This is a genomic window from Vibrio sp. TRT 21S02 (assembly GCF_050113675.1).
In the GTDB taxonomy this organism is placed as follows: domain Bacteria; phylum Pseudomonadota; class Gammaproteobacteria; order Enterobacterales; family Vibrionaceae; genus Vibrio.
Map to the genome: position 1 here is coordinate 137,894 of NZ_JBNJOI010000006.1, position 20,087 is coordinate 157,980.

General features: G+C 44.9%; 21 protein-coding genes. 5 read left to right on the plus strand and 16 right to left on the minus strand.

The window, feature by feature from the left end; genetic code table 11:
• Positions 1–5: 5 nt before the first annotated feature.
• Together ACQEXU_RS09995 and ACQEXU_RS10000 are read right to left on the minus strand one after the other, a co-directional pair.
• On the minus strand, positions 6–2,108 hold the full coding sequence (locus ACQEXU_RS09995) for a protein-disulfide reductase DsbD family protein (protein ID WP_427010691.1): 2,103 nt from the start codon (positions 2,106–2,108) through the stop codon (positions 6–8).
• A 60-nt stretch (positions 2,109–2,168) separates the two neighbouring features.
• On the minus strand, positions 2,169–2,546 hold the full coding sequence (locus ACQEXU_RS10000) for a hypothetical protein (RefSeq protein ID WP_427010692.1): 378 nt from the start codon (positions 2,544–2,546) through the stop codon (positions 2,169–2,171).
• A 386-nt stretch (positions 2,547–2,932) separates the two neighbouring features.
• Here ACQEXU_RS10000 and ACQEXU_RS10005 point away from each other — a divergent pair, with 386 nt between their 5' ends.
• A complete protein-coding gene (locus ACQEXU_RS10005) occupies positions 2,933–3,466 on the plus strand; it encodes a peroxiredoxin-like family protein (RefSeq protein WP_427010693.1) in 534 nt (177 codons plus the stop codon).
• A gap of 55 nt (positions 3,467–3,521) precedes the next feature.
• On the opposite strand, the gene ACQEXU_RS10010 is transcribed toward ACQEXU_RS10005, so the two are convergent.
• A complete protein-coding gene (locus ACQEXU_RS10010) occupies positions 3,522–3,938 on the minus strand; it encodes a GNAT family N-acetyltransferase (protein ID WP_427010694.1) in 417 nt (138 codons plus the stop codon).
• A 435-nt stretch (positions 3,939–4,373) separates the two neighbouring features.
• On the minus strand, positions 4,374–5,006 hold the full coding sequence (locus ACQEXU_RS10015; protein WP_427010695.1) for a LysE family translocator: 633 nt from the start codon (positions 5,004–5,006) through the stop codon (positions 4,374–4,376).
• A gap of 343 nt (positions 5,007–5,349) precedes the next feature.
• On the opposite strand from ACQEXU_RS10015, the gene ACQEXU_RS10020 reads away from it, so the two are divergent.
• The 4 genes from ACQEXU_RS10020 (at position 5,350) to ACQEXU_RS10035 (ending at position 8,030) form a co-directional block, all read left to right on the plus strand.
• Complete coding sequence (locus tag ACQEXU_RS10020) at positions 5,350–5,979, plus strand: LysE family translocator (protein ID WP_427010696.1); 630 nt, start codon at positions 5,350–5,352, stop codon at positions 5,977–5,979.
• A gap of 110 nt (positions 5,980–6,089) precedes the next feature.
• Entirely contained in the window at positions 6,090–6,920 is an 831-nt protein-coding gene (locus ACQEXU_RS10025; protein WP_427010697.1) for an AraC family ligand binding domain-containing protein, read from the plus strand.
• A gap of 85 nt (positions 6,921–7,005) precedes the next feature.
• Positions 7,006–7,722 (plus strand): AzlC family ABC transporter permease, encoded by a 717-nt coding sequence (locus tag ACQEXU_RS10030; protein ID WP_427010698.1) that lies wholly within the window; start codon positions 7,006–7,008, stop codon positions 7,720–7,722.
• Positions 7,719–8,030 (plus strand): AzlD domain-containing protein, encoded by a 312-nt coding sequence (locus ACQEXU_RS10035; RefSeq protein ID WP_367990242.1) that lies wholly within the window; start codon positions 7,719–7,721, stop codon positions 8,028–8,030. Before ACQEXU_RS10030 ends, ACQEXU_RS10035 begins: the two co-directional genes overlap by 4 nt.
• On the opposite strand, the gene ACQEXU_RS10040 is transcribed toward ACQEXU_RS10035, so the two are convergent.
• From ACQEXU_RS10040 to ACQEXU_RS10095, 12 genes are all read right to left on the minus strand, one after another.
• Positions 8,017–9,363, minus strand: coding sequence for a heavy metal sensor histidine kinase (locus tag ACQEXU_RS10040; protein ID WP_367990243.1), 1,347 nt, complete (start codon positions 9,361–9,363; stop codon positions 8,017–8,019). The two genes, ACQEXU_RS10035 and ACQEXU_RS10040, sit on opposite strands and share 14 nt — an antisense overlap.
• Positions 9,360–10,049 (minus strand): heavy metal response regulator transcription factor, encoded by a 690-nt coding sequence (locus ACQEXU_RS10045; protein WP_367990244.1) that lies wholly within the window; start codon positions 10,047–10,049, stop codon positions 9,360–9,362. The genes ACQEXU_RS10040 and ACQEXU_RS10045 overlap by 4 nt, the downstream gene beginning before the upstream one ends.
• A 171-nt stretch (positions 10,050–10,220) precedes the next feature.
• Positions 10,221–10,607, minus strand: coding sequence for a DUF3316 domain-containing protein (locus ACQEXU_RS10050; RefSeq protein ID WP_427010699.1), 387 nt, complete (start codon positions 10,605–10,607; stop codon positions 10,221–10,223).
• 284 nt (positions 10,608–10,891) lie between these two features.
• Positions 10,892–11,506 (minus strand): fumarylacetoacetate hydrolase family protein, encoded by a 615-nt coding sequence (locus ACQEXU_RS10055; RefSeq protein ID WP_367990246.1) that lies wholly within the window; start codon positions 11,504–11,506, stop codon positions 10,892–10,894.
• Between the two features lie 159 nt (positions 11,507–11,665).
• A complete protein-coding gene (locus ACQEXU_RS10060; protein ID WP_427010700.1) occupies positions 11,666–12,316 on the minus strand; it encodes a lysophospholipid acyltransferase family protein in 651 nt (216 codons plus the stop codon).
• Positions 12,317–12,323: 7 nt separating this feature from the next.
• On the minus strand, positions 12,324–13,256 hold the full coding sequence (locus tag ACQEXU_RS10065) for a phosphatidate cytidylyltransferase (protein WP_367990248.1): 933 nt from the start codon (positions 13,254–13,256) through the stop codon (positions 12,324–12,326).
• Positions 13,253–13,948: a CDP-alcohol phosphatidyltransferase family protein gene (locus tag ACQEXU_RS10070; RefSeq protein ID WP_427010701.1), complete on the minus strand. Its 696-nt coding sequence runs from the start codon at positions 13,946–13,948 to the stop codon at positions 13,253–13,255. The genes ACQEXU_RS10065 and ACQEXU_RS10070 overlap by 4 nt, the downstream gene beginning before the upstream one ends.
• Positions 13,949–14,133: 185 nt before the next feature.
• On the minus strand, positions 14,134–16,911 hold the full coding sequence (locus tag ACQEXU_RS10075) for a family 20 glycosylhydrolase (protein WP_427010702.1): 2,778 nt from the start codon (positions 16,909–16,911) through the stop codon (positions 14,134–14,136).
• 256 nt (positions 16,912–17,167) lie between these two features.
• On the minus strand, positions 17,168–18,049 hold the full coding sequence (locus ACQEXU_RS10080) for a dihydrodipicolinate synthase (protein WP_427010703.1): 882 nt from the start codon (positions 18,047–18,049) through the stop codon (positions 17,168–17,170).
• A complete protein-coding gene (locus ACQEXU_RS10085) occupies positions 18,030–18,392 on the minus strand; it encodes a PTS lactose/cellobiose transporter subunit IIA (protein WP_427010704.1) in 363 nt (120 codons plus the stop codon). Before ACQEXU_RS10085 ends, ACQEXU_RS10080 begins: the two co-directional genes overlap by 20 nt.
• Positions 18,389–19,729 carry a PTS sugar transporter subunit IIC gene (locus tag ACQEXU_RS10090; protein WP_367990253.1) on the minus strand — a complete coding sequence of 447 codons (1,341 nt, stop codon included), beginning with the start codon at positions 19,727–19,729 and terminating at the stop codon, positions 18,389–18,391. The genes ACQEXU_RS10085 and ACQEXU_RS10090 overlap by 4 nt, the downstream gene beginning before the upstream one ends.
• 3 nt (positions 19,730–19,732) lie before the next feature.
• Positions 19,733–20,059, minus strand: a complete 327-nt coding sequence (locus ACQEXU_RS10095; RefSeq protein WP_367990254.1) for a PTS sugar transporter subunit IIB — start codon at positions 20,057–20,059, stop codon at positions 19,733–19,735.
• Positions 20,060–20,087: the final 28 nt, after the last annotated feature.

The following is a 20,087-nucleotide window of genomic DNA, read 5'->3' on the forward strand; positions in this document are numbered from 1 at the left end:
CTAAGCTATCCTCCTGCTCGGCTTAGCGCATCCATAACCGATTCCTCACTCAAAATGACAGGCAATGGAATCCCCTGTGGCGCATTCGGTCCATAGACAATGTTAAAGGGCACACCATAACGACCGTGAGATTGAAGAAAATCTGTCACTTTACCTTCTGGGTGTGTCCAATCAGCTTCAATCGGCACGACATTTTGGTGATTCAATGCGTCGTACACGGGGTTTTGCAGTAATACGCCAATCTTATTGGCTTTACAGGTAACACACCAATCCGCTGTTACATTGACAAACACAGTCTTACCTTGTTCCACAGACTTTGTAATTATTTCGTTAGACAGTGGCTGCCATGCTGGTTCTTGCGGGAGTGGTGTCACCCAATGTTGAGCCGTAAAGCTCCCCAAAAGTAAACCACCCACCGTCAGCAACAACGCGCTACCACCCGCTACCGCCATGACTTTGTTGCCATACACTCGTTGAGATCTAAGCAGCATCCAGATGAACAAGCTTGCGGCAATGACAACAACCCAGAAGACCGGCAGATGATTCGCAAGTAATGACAACAACCAGAGACTTGTGAGTAGCATCATGCCACCAAACAACCACTTCACTTTGTTCATCCAGTTTCCTGGTTTGGGCAGTAGCTTTGCAATCGATGGAATTGCAGCAACCAATAACCAAGGCATTGACATCCCCAACGCTAACGCTGTAAAAATCACAAAAATTGTGACTGAATCAGCGCCCAAAGCGAATGCAACCGCCGTACCTAAAAAGGGCGCCGAACATGGTGTTGCCAACAGTGTTGCAAACATTCCCTGAGTAAAGTGACCAAGGTAAGAGCTGTCCCCTTTCGCTGCCATCCACGTATTTGCATTGGATGAAAGGCGGATCTCAAACAGTCCGAGCATGTTGGCACCAAATAGCGCAGTGATCGCGACCATAACGCCAATAAACCAAGGGCTTTGGAATTGAATGCCCCACCCGACCATCCCGCCAGAGAATTTTAACAAAACTAAGAACAGCGCAAGTAACCAAAATGAGGTCACAATACCTGCTGATGAAGCAAGGAACTGCCATCGAATCTGCTTGCGAGCTAAGCCCTGAGCAGAAATAACGCCACTCAACTTCATGCCAAGTACAGGCAGGACACAGGGCATCACATTGAGGATCAATCCGCCCAGTAGTGCAATGAGAAACATCGAAGCCAAAGAATCTTCACCCGACAGCCTTGGTACAATCACCCCACTGCTCACTGAAATTTTTTGTTCTGCCAGGAAGTTATCATCTTTGATGGTCATATTGAGCTGCTCGTTATCAAGCTCAGGATCTCCCAACCAACTGTCCACGGTGAGTGTGGCTATCAGTTTTTGACCATCTAACTGTATTTCTGGCTTAGAAAAGTGATAATCCAACAGTTTTTCACTGTCCCCATCCACCAATATTTCCGGATTCGTCCATCCTGTAGCGCGCTCAGCCACGAGTTGAATTTGCTTTGTCGATGGCTCCCACACTGCCGCTGAGGTCTTGATATTTGGCGATGCTTGAGGAACACGGCTCATCGCTTGTGCATGTAAATGCACTTCCTTGCCAGAGAGCGTCAGCTGGTTTGGCGTAAACTCAAGCTTGATAGGATAATCTGTCAGTACACAGACCGTTGTACAGGTCGATAAGGTCAGCGTCGCATCCAACACCACAGGCTGTGAAAAATCTTCCACCTGTAACGTCATTGGGAATACGGTATCCCCTTTATAGCCAACGGTTTCAATTCCTAGCAATTCAAAGCGTCGTGGAAATGGCCAGTGCCATTTCGCGGCTGTAAAATTGCGTGAATTTTTCCAGTCTATTGAGGGTGCGATCCCTCCTTCTCCTGGCGAACGCCAATAGGTTTTCCAGTCACCCGTCAACTCAACTTCCAAAAAGCCTTCAACGGTTTTTTTACTGCTATCGACCTGTCCAGTAAGAACAAAACGCGTCTTGACCGGCGGGTGCTCAGGTTGGCTCAGCCATCCGGTTGAAACCACATCGGCCATACTCACGAATGAATAGAATGTAAGGACGAGAGCAAGAACAATGCGCGTCGTACCACGCAGAGATTTAAATAAATGAGTCATATGTACTCCAAAAATAACAAACAGGGCTAATCACTGCTCTTTCGAACAGTGGCTTTGTTGTTATTCTCTAAAGACACAGAAAGTGAGATGAAGCCGGCCTTTGTAGGGAATTGGCTCTGTAAAACGTTGAAAAGAGACATAGTACGTGAGTAACCATGCGATAAGTACAAACGCAAATATAAAGCCAGTGACAACAACATCATCAAGGTGATGCTGCTGTACCTGAATCAGGTGCTCTGAAAGATCGCACTTTTTACTCACACCATCTTGGTCACTATTTGCTTTCTGGACGGAACCCTGAGCAACATTCTGAATAGTTTGGTATTTAAGCTCACAGGCACTAACTGCTCCGGCATTTTGCCCCAGACACAACAACACAACCCAACAAACTAATGCAAGGCTCAATCGTGCTGATTTTTCTCTGTCGACAAATTTCATAGAGGTTAATGTGTCACTTTCAATAATGGACGCGCCGACGATAATACAATTGCCCATAAACAAAAGTAAAATCGATGCAAAGTTTCATGAAAATAAGCCCAGATTAGGCACCTTTTACGATAGAAAATCAACCAAACAACACCCTTTGAGCGGCGTGTTCTCAATTAAATTGCTTGATGATCTTGCCAGTTATTCCAAAAACGCATAGGTACTAGTCGTTTTTGCTCAGTTTTCGTCGTTTTTATTTACCTCTAATATCCATTCCAAGCTACAACTGCTCAGCACAAGGTTCGCGAATACTTTTCTGGCTAACCAAGGTCTTAATCAACTACAACTTAATTCCCATCAACATAAGTAGTTCGGGTTGTACTCTTGAGGATTCAATAATGACAACAAACAAATTTGAGGCCGGTGGCCTTTTCCCATCAATCACTCTTCCGACCTTTCAAGGTGACGACATTGAGCTTGGCTCACCATCTCAACCAGCAGATTGGCGCCTAGTGGTTGTCTACCGCGGCAAGCATTGCCCACTTTGCACTCGTTATTTGAATGAACTACAGGAATTGAAAGAACGGTTTCTCAAACTCGGTATTGATATCGTTGCGGTATCAGCCGATAGCCAAGCCCAAGTTGCTGCGCACATGGAGAAGCTGTCTGTCAATTTTCCGATTGCGTATGGGCTTAGTATTGAGCAAATGAAGACGCTAGGGCTTTATATTTCATCCCCACGTTCTGAACAAGAGACTGACCATCCTTTCTCTGAACCGGGGATCTTTGTGGTGAACGACAAGGGCCAAGTGCAAGTTATCGATATTTCAAATGGCCCATTTGTGAGGCCAGATTTAGCCACGCTATTGGCTGGATTAGAATTTATCCGTAATCCAGAAAACAATTACCCAATTCGGGGCACCTACCTATAAGTTTTCCACTCTATAGTTATGCGCAAGTAACCAAAAAAGAGGTTACTTGCGATCATCACAACGCCTTTTGTAAGAAGATTTTATCGATGCCTTTCGTAGGAAATCCGGTATAGCGCCCCACTTCTTCAAAGCCCAGCTTGAGGTAAAAATCACGCGCCTGAAATGTGTAGGTATCAAGGTACAAATGCGTTACCCCTTTAGCCTTCGCCTCTTGTTCTACGTGCTGCATGATCTGACGACCTAAGCCAGATTGACGCGCAGACTCATCAATCCAGAAAAATTCGACAAATAATGTATTGGTGAAGACTTCCCCAGTTAGGCCTCCGATGGTGTCACCATTGTCATCCGTTGCTATACACGCAATGCTTTCAATATCTTCATCAGGGAAATGACGCATGTTAAACGCTTTAAGACCGTTGTAGATCGTATCTTTGATGTTTTTAGGTGGGTTGACCAAAAAATGAATAGCCATATCAATTCCTTATGCTCGGGGTGAGAGTCAGTTCCTGTTGAGGGTATAAACAATATCGACCAAGCTCAATATCTCAAAGACAGGAAAAGTGAGCTAGAGCCAATATGTGGGTATGTTCAGCGAAAATAGCACACAAAAAAGGCCAAACAATGTTGGCCTTTAGCTAGGGTCTGTCGATCTTTCGCGGTTAAATTTTGTTCGAATTCTATGACTTTTAATCGCGACGCAAGGTGTGACGCCTAGTCATTCTAAGCAAATACCTTGCAACAAAGAGTAAAAGGCATAGAAACGAACCCTTTGGGCAGCATTTGTGGCTTATTTCTACTGCGTTATCACTCATTGATGTAGAGCGATTACACCGAATAAGCTCTGCCTTGTATAAAGAACCCACAAATTGCTGCAAAAATCATCTCGAAAGATCAACAGACCCTATGGTTAGCTGGCAAATGAACTGAGCATCCAGAGCGCCAGTAAAATAAAAATGGCCCCCATAAATTTATGCTGATAGGTACGAAAACGTGCATTTTCTAGTAACGGTTTACCAAGCGTACCCACTAGCGCAACTAATACTAGGTTAAACGCCAAACCAAGCATATTAAGGAGCAGCCCCAAGGCAAGCATCTGTTCACCAGACGTTGCCGTAATGTTGCCCGAAACAAACTGGGGTAAAAACATCACAAAAAATACCAGAGCTTTAGGGTTCAATAGATTACTGACCAACGCTCGCTGGTAAAATGTGGTCGCCATTTTCCCCTCAGAACCAAGCTCAGGGGTTTCCGCCGCCGTGGCACGTAAACAATCCCATCCCATTTTTAATAAGTAGGCACCACCTAATAAATGCAGTGCTTTTAAGGCTAATGGGCTCATTGCAATCAGTGCGGATACACCAAGCGCAGCAAGGAGAGTTAAGATCACACCAGAAGTGGCATTACCTAAGCTGGCAAAAATCCCGACGCGACGGCCATAACTCATGCTTGAGCTCGCGATCAGTAACATGTCAGGCCCAGGGAGTAACAGCAGCGCGATGACAGCGGTTAAATAGACCGGAAGAATAGAGATATCGATCATTGTTATAATTTATTGGAATAAAAAGATGCGAGATTTTATATCAACAAAAACACCCAATCCAGCAATACCTACCAATAAAAAACAAATACACAAAATTAACAACTAAGATCTAGTAATTTCATTAAGTTGCCACCATTTCCAACAAAACCAGAGGATAACTTAACATAAATTTTATAAATCATTGCATCATGACATAAGTGGCGTATATTGAGATTGTCTCTACGATAGGAAAAAGTTATGTGCACGTGTTGTAACCGCTGCCCACCAGCGCAATAAGAAATAACGCTTCTCGCTATAACAACATGCGCGTGTTTTACGCGTCGGTTTCTTATTGGAGTTTTTTATGACTATCGACACTCTGCTAGCCTTTGGCAGCATCGTCTTCTTTTTGGCGGTGATCCCTGGCCCTAATGCACTATTGATCCTTTTTACCGCACTGACTCAAGGTCGATCTCAAGCACTGGCGAATATTGTTGGTGTGGCAGTTGGCTTCCTTGTTCATGCTTTTATCTCTGCGAAAGGACTAAGCCTACTACTTGCCCAGTCGACAATGGCTTTTTCTATCTTTAAATGGGTGGGAGTGCTTTATCTGATTTGGTTAGGTATCACTAATTTACGCTCTGGCTTTCGACTATCCACAACCCAGTTCCAGCCTACCCCTGACGTCCGTCAGCGTAAACTCGGTGAAAGCTTTCGCAAGGGGTTATTAACGAATTTGCTCAACCCAAAGATCGTACTGTTTTACCTCTCGATCTTTCCGCAATTTGTGCCCCCGGAGCATTTACTGCAACAGAGCTTAGTGCTTGGTGCACTGCAAGCCGTCATCGTGGCAAGCTGGTTTATCTTTCTGATCATCTTCGCGACGCGAGTGAAATCATTCCTGACCACGCCAAAAACCAGTAAATGGCTAAATTACATCAGTAGTGCCCTGTTTATTAGTTTTGGTTTGGGCCTAGCAAATTCACGTCTGTAATCACTCATGCGCTTTCTATAAACTTTATTTTGTAGAAAGCGCAATTTTGTACAAAATCTTTACATCAGGTTACTCTAGACTGTCAAAACCAAGGGATATCAGGCGTAACCATGAGCAAAACCTCCAATCCGAAAGAATCTGCCAGCTTCCAGATCGCGCAAGAGTTTGGTGGCCTTGAGTTGCTCGATGCCAAGTACACCCATCAGAACTTTTCCCGTCATAGTCATGAAGGCTATACCATTGGTGTCATTGACAAAGGCGCACAACGATTTTATCGCACAGGTGGCAATCACATAGCCCCGCAAGACAGTATTATTCTGGTTAATGCTGATGAAGTGCATAATGGTCAAACCGCAACCGAAGGTGGTTGGGAATACAGAGCCATGTACCCACTACCGGCGCAGTTCCAAGCGCTTACTGAAGGCTTAGGGTCCGATCTTGGTATCCCGTATTTTCCAGAACCAGTCGTATATGACCCAGAGCTTGCCCAGCAGCTTAGGCTGGTTTTTCATACTCTAAAACATTCTGACAATCGCTTACTCCGGGAAACCTTGGTGTATGGAACCTTAGTCAAGCTTATCAGCCGTCATGGCAAGCGTCGTCAGCACTATCAACCGAAAAACAATGGCCAGCGTCAACTGCTGCTGGTAAAAGAATTCCTTGATGACTTTCCACAGGCCGACATCTCTTTGGAAGAACTCAGCCAGTTAGCTGGGCTTAGCCCGTATTATTTGGTTCGAACCTTTCAAAAAGAGTTTGGCTTACCGCCGCACGCCTATCAAATTCAGGCACGGCTGCGTTTTTCAAAACAATTATTAAAGAGTGGTAAGAAGATCTCTGATGTCGCTCAGGAATCTGGCTTTCACGATCAAAGCCATTTTCACCGACACTTCAAACGCGCTATGGGCGTCACACCGAAACAGTACCGCCAGTCACTTTAATGTCTGGCCTAAGCAATTTTATACAAGCGGTAACTATCACGTTTTGCCATGCTGTAGCGAAACACAACAACATCATCTAAATACTATGGATACCATGACTATTTCTTCACCATACATCGGACGTAAGCAATTGTTCTGGCAAGGCACGATAGCTATGCTTCCTCTGAGTATTGCGGTTATTCCTTGGGGATTGTTAGCTGGCTCGTTTGCGATAGATGCGGGATTAAATCCATTTGAGAGCCAAGCGCTTTCAGCCATTCTGTTTGCAGGCTCAGCGCAACTGGTTGCTACTGGTATGCTCAAAGCTGGTGCCAGTATCACCACGATGCTTATCGCAACCTTTTTTATTACATCTCGTCATTTGCTCTACAGCATTTCAATGCGCAAGACCATTAGTCCACTCCCTTTGAAGTGGCGCTTAACTTTAGGTTTTTTACTCACTGATGAACTGTTTGCCATTTGTGGTCAACAGTCAGAAAAGCAATTTAACCGCTGGTATGCCCTTGGTGCAGGGCTGAGTTTTTATTTATGCTGGAACTTAGCTACTTTAGTCGGGATCATCGCTGGAAGTTACATCCCCGCGATGAACGAACTAGGGTTGGAATTTGCTGTCGCCGCAACGTTTATTGCCATTGTCATCCCCACCATCAAAAACAGTGCGGTTTTAGTTTCAGTGATAGTCGCTCTATTGATCTCTGTGATCTGCGCTTACCTTAAGATCGAGTCAGGACTGATGTTTGCCGCCCTTGGTGGCATGTTCGCTGGCTACTTTATCGAAACCATGAAAGGAGGTCAGCCATGATCATGCTATCCATCCTCGCCATGACGGCTTTGGTCTTTCTCAGTCGCTACCTCTTTTTGGAACCGAAGCTGCCGCTCAAACTCAATCCTCAGGCGCAACGACTGCTAAGCTATTCTGGCCCTGCCGTTCTAACAGCAATTTGGGCTCCGATTGTGTTTCTACCACACGACAACGAACTTTGGCTTAGCCCGAATAACCCTTACCTGCTTGGAGCAATACTTGCGGCGGTGATTGCGTGGAAAACCAAAAATGTGTTGCTTACTACCCTCATCAGTATGACGGCATTTCTTATCTTTAAGCTTTGGTAGGCAACCAGAGCTTAAACTCGGTGATGCCCTCTTTTGAGTCCACGCGTATCCAGCCTTGATGCGCTTCTACAATGGAGCGCACAATTGCTAAACCTAGCCCAGCCCCTACGCTACCACTGTGTTGCCGTGATTTATCAGCACGATAAAAGCGATTAAAGATGTAAGGGAGATCATCAGAGCTGATCGTCTCGCCTTGGTTGATAAAAGACAACATCACCCCATCAGAAGACTCTACAACACTAACAAAAACAGTACTGCTTTGTGCGGCGTGACGGATGGCGTTTGAGAGTAAATTATTGATTACCCGAGCCATCATCGCTTTATCCGCCGTCACCCATGCTTGGCCGATAACTTCAATTTGGATCGCCTCTTCTTCTGCCATAATGCCGTAATAGCTGGCACTTTGTGCCATCAGCTCTCCGAGCTCAAACACCTGTTCTTGTTTACTTAACAGCCGGTTTTCTGATTTTGCTAGATAAAGTGTGTCATTAATGGTTTTACTTAGACGTTCAATTTCTTCAAGGTTTGAGCACAACGCATCTTGATACTCTGCGACAGAGCGCTCTCGAGATAGAATCACTTGCGATTGCGTGGTGATGTTCGCCAAAGGGGTTTTCAGTTCGTGAGCAATGTCAGAAGAGAAGTCACTTAGCCGCTGAAACCCTTGTTCTAACCGATCGAGCATTTGGTTGTGGCTCATAACAAGCTGTTGAAGCTCTTCAGGCAAGGAGTGGTCTTCTAGCCGGTTATCCATGTTTTCCGTATTAATTTCGGCCAAATGAGACTGTAATGTCGACATGGGTTTAAACCCTCGACGAACAATGGCGTAACAAGCGAATGCAATAAAGAGGCTTGCTGCCGACATGAGTGTGAGCAAAATTCGTTTAAGGCTACGATAAAATTCAAGATGATGATCAATCGACAAACCAAGCAGGGCTTTTTTGTATTTTGGGTCATCCAATGTATACAGCTTGGTACGATAAGTGACCCCTTCATAGCTCCAATCGTTAACACGGCGAGCATCATTCAGAAGTGCGTCTGACACCAATGCAGTGGAGTTTTGGTATATCAATCCTTCATTATCCACCAGCCAGATCACTACGTTGTTTTTCACGAACAGTTCAAACATCGTTTGGCGTGTATTCACTGGCTGTTTCATCAGTTCCACTAACACATCGTGCTTTTGATTAAGAAACTGAGTATCTTCTTTGACAAAGTGCTGCTTGACCATCAATTGCGCAACCACACCAATCGAACTCAATACCAGTACAGAGGTAACAAAAAACATCAGCATTAACGAACGCTTCATCGAAGATTGTTTTAATGCCTTCATACTGGTGATTCCAGTTTGTACCCCATTCCTCTCACTGTGTGTAGCAACGGCATGTCAAAAGGCTTATCAATTTTAGCTCTCAGCCTTTTCACAGCAACGTCGATCACATTGGTATCGCTGTCAAAATTCATATCCCAAACTAAAGAGGCAATGGAGGTGCGAGTCAGTACTTCACCCTCTTTCTGCATAAATAGCTCAAGTAACGCAAACTCTTTTGCTGTCAAAGCGATTGGCTGCCCCTGACGTTTAGCCGTACGTTTAAGTAAATCCAGTTCCAAATCACTCACTTGCAACGTGTTGCTTTCATGTATATTGGAGGATGTTGCCGATGTGTGCCGCAATGCATTTTGCACTCGTGCAAGCAATTCTGCGAAAGCATAAGGTTTGATCAAATAATCATTGGCTCCTAAATCAAATCCTTTGACCCGCTCTTCTATTTGATCTTTTGCTGTCAGCATGATCACTGGAACCATGATCCCTGAGCTTCTTAGTGTTTGTAATACCTGCCAGCCATTGAGCTTTGGCAACATCACATCCAGAATGATCAGATCGTATGGCAGCGTTGTCGCTTGATATAAACCATCCACTCCATCACGAGATAAATCCACCGTATAGCCAGACTCAGACAAACCTTTTTGAAGGTATTGCCCTGCTTTCAATTCATCTTCTATAACCAGCAATTTCATCGCGAGCCACTCTTATCTGATGGGGTCATTACAAGGCGTTGAATATAACAAATGAGCCTTTTTCAGACTCATAAAATCTCCTCAACAAATCTCAAGGCTCCCTCATAAAGGTAATTTCCTTGAGATTGTTGAGCATGAAACATGATGAAAGCAGTATAACGACGACTACCCTTAGTTGTTGTCGTCACGCTCTAGGTACTGGTAAGTCACATTAATTTTACCGACATATTCCATTTCACCTTGGCCGTTCATACGCTCGTCTACGGTAATGTATGCGTTATCTTTAAGGCGAACACTGTTTGCTTCACGTGGTGTGGTAACCCAGATATTCAGAGCACGGCGCAAGTCACGAGTTGAGCTTGCTTGAAGGCCTTGCAGTTCCTGATATGCGCTATCAAACGCAGCTTGTTTACTCTCTTGTGCCGGTGTAAACAATGACGTTGAAGACGTGCGATTGATGTAGCCACCACTTGAAAGTTGAGCGCCTTGAGATGCAAATGCACCCGTACTTAGGACAGCGAGCGTGGTAACAAGTGTTAGTTTTTTCAGTGTGTTCATCGTATTTGCCTCTAGCAGAGCTGTTGTTTTGTTGAGGCCATAATGCCCTTTCGGCTCTGACAAATACCGCTCACTAACATGACAATTTTGTCATGTTTGCATTAGCCAAATAACACAACCAGTACCAACAACACCACACCAATCACGGCGATGGTTTTACACAGCAATCCTAGATTTGAACTTCCTCCATTTGGCGCTTGATTACAACATCCCATAAAAAAACCTCCGGTTGATCCAACAACCAGAGGTTAAAGCTTGTCCAAAGGGTAAGGTAAAGACTTTTGCTACTCAGCAACCCATTCAATTTCAATCAAGGTCTTGTCTGCGCACTTTAAACGCCCAAGAAACACATCGCCTTGATGCACCTCCCCCACGCCTTGCGGAGTGCCTGTCATAATGATGTCGCCATCAAACAACGTAGTGTAACTCTTGAGTTCAGAAAGAATGGCTTGCGGTGAGTAAATCATTTGTTTTACTCCACCACACTGGACGCGAACACAGTTGATAAACAGTTCTAGTTGCAGCTCTTCAATGGCAAGGCCTTTTATCGGCACAAACCGACTGAACACGGCAGAGCCATCAAACGACTTGGCACGCTCCCATGGAAGCCCTTTATTTTTTAAGCTTGCTTGCAACTCACGTTTCGTCAGATCCAGCCCTAGGCCAACCGCACTAAGCTCACCCTTTTGTACGACAAAACAAATTTCGCCTTCGTAGTGCAATGATTCTTGATGAAAGGAAGTAAGACGGGAAGTAACCGACGTATTGGGCTTATTGAAAACCACCATCTCGTCAGGGATTGCATTGTTTAGCTCGTGGATATGCTCAAGATAGTTGCGTCCAACACAAACCACCTTAGAAGGTTTGACTGGCTTTTCCCCAATATAAACAGAATGCATGTGTACTTCCCTGACCAATAAGTATGAGAGCAGATTTTAACCGAATCCGTTGTCGAGAAAATGAAATTCGAATTTCATGTCTCTAAAGTAAGATCAATTCCCCAAATTTCAGTCGATTAGCTTACTTTATCTGGTTTAAATCCGGTCTTTCTTACCCTCTCAGTCAGCATTTGCTACCTGAACAATACACATCTCCGCTAGCTCCCGATATTGGTTCTGCATCACCTCAACAAATTCATCCGCATCTTCAAAATGCGCAATGGGCTCGCCAAGAACAACATCGCAATTAAACGGTACAAACATCGCTGTTCCTTTTGGCAGAGCAAGTCCTAGCCCTCTCATAACAATCGGAACCACCGGGCATTGCTCGTGGTCTTTCACCAAATGGAAAATACCCTTTTTTAGACCACTCATGACTTCGGGATCACCACGACTGCCTTCTGGGAAAATGATCAGAATATCACCATTATGAAGCGCCTTATGGCACTCATCAAAAATGGCATCACGTTGGCTTTTGGAAGGCGAGCGACGAATGGGAATAATGCCGATCACATTAAGAGAAATCCAAGAAATCAGCGGATTCGCTAAAAAGTAATCAGCAGCGGCGACCGGCCGAACCCGACCAACCAAGCGGATTGGAAACAGCGCCAATAATACGAGCGTATCGAGGTGACTGTTGTGGTTTGCCGCAACAATGACCGGTCCTTTGCTTGGTAGGTTCGGACGATTAATGATGTTAAGCCCTAGCCCAATAAACACCAATGGTTTGACGATAAGCAGGACAAACAATATTTTAAGTAACTTTTCCATGTTTGCTTTAGTAGTAGAGGTAGTAGATGTAATGGAAGAACAGTGGTGCTGTAAACATCAAGCTGTCCACGCGATCGAGTATGCCACCATGACCGGGAATAAATTGGCTGGTGTCTTTGATTTTTAAGTCTCGTTTGACTGACGAGATCACCAAATCACCAATGAAACCACTGAACGCAATGATCATCCCAGCAACTAATCCCTGTTCCGAGCTAAGTGGGGTTAAATAAGGGGCAACGAAATAAGACGCAAGAATAACGGTTGCACCGCCACCAATAAAACCTTCCCAAGTCTTATTCGGGCTCACTTTCGGCACAATTTTATGTTTACCAAAAGACTTACCCCACACATACTGACAAACATCATTGAGCTGAGTGAATACCAATAAAAACAGCAGCATCCCCATCGAACCCGCTTGTTCATTCAAACTTGGAAGTACCAACAGATACGCCATGTGACTGATGCAAAATACCGTTAACATCAGCGACCAATGGATAATACCGGCAGAACGAATAAAGCCCTTGGTCTCGCCGATGAGCACCGCGACCATCGGCAGATATAAGAACATGTACACTGGGATGAAGATGATAAACATTCCATACCAACCTAGAGATAGCCAGTAGTACTGAAATGGGATGGATAAGTAAGCCCAGAAAATCACTCGGCGATCTGCCATACGCGTTGGCACAATAGAAAAGAACTCTTTTAATGCCATAAAGCTTAGGAAGCCGACAAAAAACAAAGTGTATTGCAGTGGTAAATTTAACACCACGAATACAATACCGACCATCCACCACCATGAGCGGATACGCAGTTTTAGCTCAAGGTAATCTCGCTCTCGATGCGTACGTGACAGCCATAAGTAAACAGCGGTACCAACCAATAACGCCGCAACAATGGCGATCATTAGGTACAGAGAATGGGAAGGAATACGACTCATTTTGCTTCTCCGTTTTGCTCATTGGCAAAATTGTCCGCTTTAAATGCATAGATACCAGCAAGTCTTCGCCATGTGGTATAGACGCTTGCAATTAACATCACCAGAAGGGCAATATCCATCAAGTAATTAAATACGGTGGGTAATAGGTCAAATTGATAATGTACAAACAAGACAACAAAGGCCCCCGTTAGCACCGCCATACGATGCTGCTTCGCCATTGGGCCTCGAAAATCTGCTGGGCATCCCATACTGACACCCAGTACTCGAACATACGCGGTTAAGACCGCAACAAGTGCGCAGCTCCAAGCCAATGGCATTCCAAACACACTTTCTGTCGCCAGCCCAGCAGCGATGATAAAAAGCGGATCCGCGATGCGATCTGGCACGTCATTAAACAGTTCACCTGCCGGAGTTTTCTTACCCCCTTCAACTGCGACCATGCCATCAAACAAATTACACAGCAGCCGCAACTGAATACAAAGTGCCGCCAGAAGAAGGAAAAAAGGAAAGGAGAAAAAATAGAAGCCTGATACGGCCCCATAGCCAATCACGGCAAACACAATACTCATTAAAGAGATCTGATTTGGGGTAACATTTTTTTGGCTAAGCCACACCGCAATGCGTTTGGTTAATGCAACTTCACGAACCGCAAGCGGCCTGCGATTAGCCTCTTCTTGAGAATTGTTTTCCATAACTACCACTGACATGTTTAAAACTTATATTTGAGTGGTCATATTATATCCATTAGATAGCGAAACCTTGAAACGGAGATCACCCTTTAGATAGATACTCCGATCCCAAAAAGGTTAGAAAGTGCCAAATGAAAAAAGCCAGCCTAGGGGGAACCAAGCTGGCTTATTCCTACTGATAGACGTGTTTATTGCGCGACGTAATCCACTCGACTACTGCGACCAGAGGCCGTAATGGTTCGAGTTTTTACCTTTTCGGCATGACTGACATCGACAGGTCCATAGTAAGGAATCCACGTTTCACCATCATCCAACGAATACTGGGTTTCTAAGCCAGGGAATCGATTATTCACTTTCAACACTCCTGCTTCTACAACCGCACCAGGAAGAGGAACTCGATAGTTCACACCGTGTTGACTTGGAATTTGGTTGTAAATATCAACAGGTTGGACGTATTCCAACTTGTCTAATGCATACTGACCCAACGTATTCGTGAAGGTATCCCACGCTCGATCCATCGAGGTTTTCCCTGTTGCATCAGGTGCGTCTTCTACTGGCATATTGGTCACCCAAGCACGCTCAGCAACACCCAATAATTTAGGGAAAGTAAGATATTCCATGATCTCTGGCGACTTTAAGTTTTCAGCAAATAGCTGACCTTGCAGACCGACCACATTCTTTTTCCCTTCTTCACTTAAATTCACCCAATTCGGATTCCAAGGAACCGGGTTACCCAGCTTGTCGGTTTTACCATTGGCATAAATATTAAATGGGCGATACTCAAAGGCTTTCTTAGTATCGGTGTAGCCGGCCCAATGATAACCGACTTCTTCCGGATGCTTGGCATAAGCTAAATCGAAATATAAGTTGGTTGCATGAGATAGCACCACCTTATAGCCTTTGTTTGCAAACACATACGCTTGATGCTCATTACCCCAGCCCCATACGTTGTTCCAGAATAGTGGATACAGCTCACCGTAGTCCGCTTGACCAGTCCCATTATGGGTTAATACGTCACCCCAACTTGCCATCTGGAATCCATTTTGACGAATAATGGATGCCCAACGAGTAAAGAAGTAATCGAATAACTCTGGGTCAGTTTTACCTGCTGTTGCCGGGTTTTCCTGAACCAAAGGTGATTTCGACCACCATTCATTAGGTCCAAGGTGTGGAAGTTCATCACCACCACCATGCAATCGCGTCATTTTGGCTTCAGGAACCGCATCGTACATTTTCTTGGTTTCACTGATGACCTTTTCTAAGAATGCAAAAGTGCTTTCTAACGCAGGGTTAACCATGTTGTCGGTGTAAAATTGAGGCGTATAGAATTTGGATTCGTTCAATGGATCAATCAAGCGATAACGATTTGCCTCCACCGGATCGCTGTCTTTGTATTTGTTATAGCGATATTCCATAGCCTTAATTGCCGCTCGTGCATGCGCAGGGAAATCATATTCCAAGATCACATCAATATGGCGATCAGCGGCGTACTTCAATATTTCTTTAAAGTCTTCAACCGTATAATAACCCCAACCTTCACCCAGATAGTTTTGCTGAGCAATTTCAAACCCTTGGAATTGCGGCGGTACACCTTTGTTTGCTTCCGTGGCATTCGCAGGCTTGCCTTCAATACCATCACCGGCTGCAAAACCATTGCTGGCCCCCATAAAGGTATGCAGCATTTGCTTCTCTTCGACATCGTAGCCTCGTTTTGAGCCAAATTCAGTCAGTTCTGGAATGCCCGGAATTTCAATTCGCCAACCTTCGTCATTGGCCACATTCATCTCAAACTTGTTGATTTTGTAGTAGGCAAGCAAGTCAATCAGCTTCAGTACTGTTTCCTTACTTTGGAAGTTACGCGACACATCCAACATCATGCCACGGTACTCAAAACGCGGAGCATCTTTAGCACTAAACGCTGGGATCACCGCATGTTGCTTCTTGTTAGCACCAACAGAGTCTTTATAAACATCTTCGGGAATCAATTGACGTAAGGTTTGAATGCCATAAAACACACCCGCAGCGTCCTTACCTTCAATGGAAATGCCTTTAAAAGGGTCAACATCGAGCTTATACCCTTCACTATCAGCAGCACCATCACCATCCGTATCCAGATTTGGATTGACCTTCAATGTGATCAAATGGCCGGGATCAGGATTGGCGGCATTAATAGGAAACTCACCTTGAACTAAGTCCTTAAGCGCACTTTGTAAATATGCCGCTTCTGTGCTGAGGCTTTCAGGCGCTTGAATAGAAGCCACCCAACCTAGTAAGGTCAGGAACGCGCCATTTGTTGGTTCAACGGATTGCAATTGAGGGACCACTTGGTGCTGAACCGACAACGTAACCTGAGCAGAATTATTACCCGCAAAACGAAGAGCTGGTGTTTCGACGGGTTTCGTATCATGAATGCTTTGACGCGTGTGTTTAGGATTCGCAGGGTCCATAAACACATCGACAGACACAGCTTGTGGTGCAGCACCATCAAACGAAATGTGGAAACCTGATGGTGAGTCGTTTTTCAACATTTGCCAATATTGCGCGGTGATCATGATTTCACGAGACTCACCCGGATAAATAGGTTCAAAGCCAGCAACAGGCTCAAGCACAAAATAATCACCACTTTTTGCTGTATCTGCATTTCGAACAGAAACATTTTGTTGTGCAAGTTGCAGACGAGCATTCTCCCCATTAGGGTCAGTTTCAGGTAATACCGATGCAGGTGGACGGACAGAGTTAAAATACAGAGACCAATTTTTATCACCTAATGCTTCATTACCATTATTTGTGATTGTTAGGCTACCCAGAAATATATTTTCACCGATATCATGGTCAATCACTTGCCATAACAAATCGAGCTTATCGGCTTGAGGATGGGGGGTGTCAGCAAATACCAAAGGTGCTGATGCAAACTGCGATGCCAACGCAATGGTTAAGAGTTTAAGAGGAAATTTAACCTTATTCATAATTGTATATTCCATAGCAAATTACAGACGAGAAAACCCCTCGCGATCTAAACTACAGATACGAGAAAGACACGGATTGAATAACAGCGATTGATGAAAATACCTTTGTTTAAGGTGTAGCAAGCCACGCCAACAAACGTTAACGCAAAAAATTAGTATCAAAGGGTTTGCTTGCTATGAGTGCAAATCAATCTCTGCTATTGACGACGGGTAACTGCTTAATGTTTACCCGCCGATAATTAGAGAAAACGAAGCGCTATCGCCGATTGGCCATTCGCTTATATTGATGGCGTCGACCACGTAAGGTAATGCCTAGCTTCATGATGTTTTCTGGTGGTGCAATACCACTGTAGCCACCATCACCAATATGCACCACGTCCGCACCAGCAGCCTTAGCCGCGATGGCGACTTGTTCAATATAGGATTCATCGGCACCTTCTTGAGAAGTGCCAATGGCCAACATTCCAAGCATGCCCGTTTTATGAACTGCAGACATCATTTCACGTGCTAATGTTGGGTCAACCCCCGGAGTGGTATAGGGCGCTGGGAACATCATGATGTCAGCGCCCGCTTCAGCAAAGGCAGGAACAATACTGAGGTTATAGTCGTTCCCGACGCCCCCCGCATGCATTTTACCGGCAACGATGATCAGCTCTTGCGACACACTACGGACTAAAGAAATCGCATCTAGGATCGTTTCCTGTGTGACACAGTTACCCGGGTTTCCGGTCAGCATCACATAATCCAATCCCAGTTCTACTGCTTTTTGAACGGTCTCCTTTGTCACAGTCCGGCCGACATCAACGTGTTTTACATCATCGGGGATAGGCTCGAGGTTACACCCAATCAACCGGCCTGTGGCCGCTTTCACTTCGGCAACAGACATAGTTTCATCGGGGTTCTCAGACAAAATCTTAATTGCTGGTTTCATCACATCGAGACAATTTAGCGTGATCATATCAGCACCAAACGCCGCCGCAATTTCAGCTCCCGAAACCACATCGAGTGGTGGCGTAATCGCGACTACATTTTCAACCATCAGTGTTCGCCCTTCAGAATTGCGAATACTGTTTACGATTTGCTTGCGCGATGCATGACGAAGGTCTTCCGCTGTGTAATCAAATATGCGCTTCTTCATGTTGAATTACCTTTTCCAGTTTCTTATGAATAGCGATGACCTCTTCAGCCATCTCACGGCATAACATGGTTGTCATGATGTGATCTTGTATGTGGGTCAAAATCAAGGTCATCGGCACTTTGCCTGCTCCCTCATCAAAACCAATCAAAGAGGTTTGTGACTTGTGTACGGCAATCAGTGCGTCATCTGCCGCCGCAAGTAACTCTTTTGCCTTGTGAAATTTGTCCTGACGAGCAAGAGACATGGCTTCCATACAAGCTGAACGTGCCTCTCCTACTTGGCATAGCAGCATCATCAAGAACTCTTCTGTAATATCTTCGGGTGCTTTAATTTCAAAACTCATCGCGCCAACTCTCCTTGTGCTTCGGTGGCACCAGTTGGTGTCGCAGTGGCTTCATTCATTGCATTCTCTTCTTTCAGCAGTTGTCTCTCATGAATTTTCAAGAATGGGTAGAACACCAATGCGCTGATAATGATACTGCTCAATACTACAAGTGCCGCTGTACCTGAGTTGGTCGCAATGATTGCGCCAATTGGTGCTGGCATTGTCCATGGTGGGATAGCAATGATCTTGGCAACAAAACCTGTCTTAAACGCCAGCCAAACGATTGATGTATTGATGGTTGGCGCAAGCAACCAAGGAATGAAGTAGATTGGGTTCATGACAATCGGTGTACCGAAGATCACAGGCTCATTGATGTTAAATGTACCCGGAACAATCGACATCTTACCGATGGTTTTTAGTTGAGTGGCTTTTGAGCGCATCATTAACACCACTAGACCCCATGTACCACCAGCACCACCGACGAAAATGAAGAAGTCCATAACAGGGTTAATGAAAATCGCAGGAAGCGGCTCACCAGCGGCTAGTGCATCTTGGTTCAAGCCAAGGTTTATTAACAACATTGGGCCAATAATACCGCCGACTACCGATCCGCCATGAATACCACTAAACCAAAGAATTTGGACAATCAGTACCGCAATTAAACAGGCAATGTAGCTATCAGAAGCTAAAACTAGAGGCTGGAACAGCTGCATGATTGCTGTTGGGATCTTCAAATCATACTGACCAAGGAACACATTGATCGACATGATGATCACGGAAATAAACACAATAGGGATCAGCAAATCGAATGATGCTGAAATCTTTGGCGGTACCGCATCCGGCATTTTGATACGAATGTTGTATTTGATCAGCAAACGCTGCATTTCTGGCACTAATAAACCGCATAAAATGGCCGTGAATGCCCCTGTGCCTCCTAAAAACGCGCCGGGTAACACCCCACCAATTTCCACATTCACCATTGGTGCAACCGAGAGCAAAAAGGCGAACATCGCCAACATACCAGTGTTCATTGCACGAAGTTTGTATGACTCTGCCAAGCTAAAAGCAATACCAAAGGTCGCGTAAAGTGCAAAGATCCCCATACTCAGTTGGAAAGGTGCCATGATGTTATCTTTACCGATTGCTGCAATTAAACCGTGCCAACCATCAAAAAAGAAATTACCTTCAGAGGGCGGGAACGCAAGCACCAAAAGTAAAGATCCCACTATCAAAAATGGCATGGTTGATACAAAGCCATCTTTAATCGCATTAACATGCCGCTGAGCAGAGATTTTACCCGCCACCGGTGCAACTACATTTTCTACAAAACTTAATACCTTATCGAAAAACGCCATGGCTTAGCTCTCCGTTGTTGTACTGTGTGCATTAAAAAGTGCTATCGCTTGCTCAAGTACTGCTTCACCATTCAATAAGCCATAGTTCATCATATCGATAAGCCCACATCCCTTCCCTTGCTCATTGGCTGCACGCTTAAATTCTTCGTATTTGAATCGTACCTGTGGGGCGACCAAACAAACATCACTCCACTTTAAGCACTCTTCAAACTCAGCGATCGAGTGGGCTGAGATTTCACACTCCACCCCTTTCTCTTTCGCGCTTTGTTCCATCTTACTGACTAGCATGCTGGTAGACATGCCGGCCGCACAACATAAAAAAACTTTCATACTGTCTCTCCTTTGACTGCTTCCTTAG

Coding starts and splice junctions, on each gene's coding strand:
- ACQEXU_RS10050 (WP_427010699.1), bottom strand. CDS start 10,607: ATGAACACACTGAAAAAACTAACACTTGTTACCACGCTCGCTGTCCTA.
- ACQEXU_RS10090 (WP_367990253.1), bottom strand. CDS start 19,729: ATGGCGTTTTTCGATAAGGTATTAAGTTTTGTAGAAAATGTAGTTGCA.
- ACQEXU_RS10065 (WP_367990248.1), bottom strand. CDS start 13,256: ATGAGTCGTATTCCTTCCCATTCTCTGTACCTAATGATCGCCATTGTT.
- ACQEXU_RS10010 (WP_427010694.1), bottom strand. CDS start 3,938: ATGGCTATTCATTTTTTGGTCAACCCACCTAAAAACATCAAAGATACG.
- ACQEXU_RS10040 (WP_367990243.1), bottom strand. CDS start 9,363: ATGAAGGCATTAAAACAATCTTCGATGAAGCGTTCGTTAATGCTGATG.
- ACQEXU_RS10080 (WP_427010703.1), bottom strand. CDS start 18,049: ATGAAGAAGCGCATATTTGATTACACAGCGGAAGACCTTCGTCATGCA.
- ACQEXU_RS10005 (WP_427010693.1), top strand. CDS start 2,933: ATGACAACAAACAAATTTGAGGCCGGTGGCCTTTTCCCATCAATCACT.
- ACQEXU_RS10055 (WP_367990246.1), bottom strand. CDS start 11,506: ATGCATTCTGTTTATATTGGGGAAAAGCCAGTCAAACCTTCTAAGGTG.
- ACQEXU_RS10020 (WP_427010696.1), top strand. CDS start 5,350: ATGACTATCGACACTCTGCTAGCCTTTGGCAGCATCGTCTTCTTTTTG.
- ACQEXU_RS10070 (WP_427010701.1), bottom strand. CDS start 13,948: ATGGAAAACAATTCTCAAGAAGAGGCTAATCGCAGGCCGCTTGCGGTT.
- ACQEXU_RS10095 (WP_367990254.1), bottom strand. CDS start 20,059: ATGAAAGTTTTTTTATGTTGTGCGGCCGGCATGTCTACCAGCATGCTA.
- ACQEXU_RS10045 (WP_367990244.1), bottom strand. CDS start 10,049: ATGAAATTGCTGGTTATAGAAGATGAATTGAAAGCAGGGCAATACCTT.
- ACQEXU_RS10035 (WP_367990242.1), top strand. CDS start 7,719: ATGATCATGCTATCCATCCTCGCCATGACGGCTTTGGTCTTTCTCAGT.
- ACQEXU_RS10015 (WP_427010695.1), bottom strand. CDS start 5,006: ATGATCGATATCTCTATTCTTCCGGTCTATTTAACCGCTGTCATCGCG.
- ACQEXU_RS09995 (WP_427010691.1), bottom strand. CDS start 2,108: ATGACTCATTTATTTAAATCTCTGCGTGGTACGACGCGCATTGTTCTT.
- ACQEXU_RS10030 (WP_427010698.1), top strand. CDS start 7,006: ATGGATACCATGACTATTTCTTCACCATACATCGGACGTAAGCAATTG.
- ACQEXU_RS10060 (WP_427010700.1), bottom strand. CDS start 12,316: ATGGAAAAGTTACTTAAAATATTGTTTGTCCTGCTTATCGTCAAACCA.
- ACQEXU_RS10025 (WP_427010697.1), top strand. CDS start 6,090: ATGAGCAAAACCTCCAATCCGAAAGAATCTGCCAGCTTCCAGATCGCG.
- ACQEXU_RS10085 (WP_427010704.1), bottom strand. CDS start 18,392: ATGAGTTTTGAAATTAAAGCACCCGAAGATATTACAGAAGAGTTCTTG.
- ACQEXU_RS10000 (WP_427010692.1), bottom strand. CDS start 2,546: ATGAAATTTGTCGACAGAGAAAAATCAGCACGATTGAGCCTTGCATTA.
- ACQEXU_RS10075 (WP_427010702.1), bottom strand. CDS start 16,911: ATGAATAAGGTTAAATTTCCTCTTAAACTCTTAACCATTGCGTTGGCA.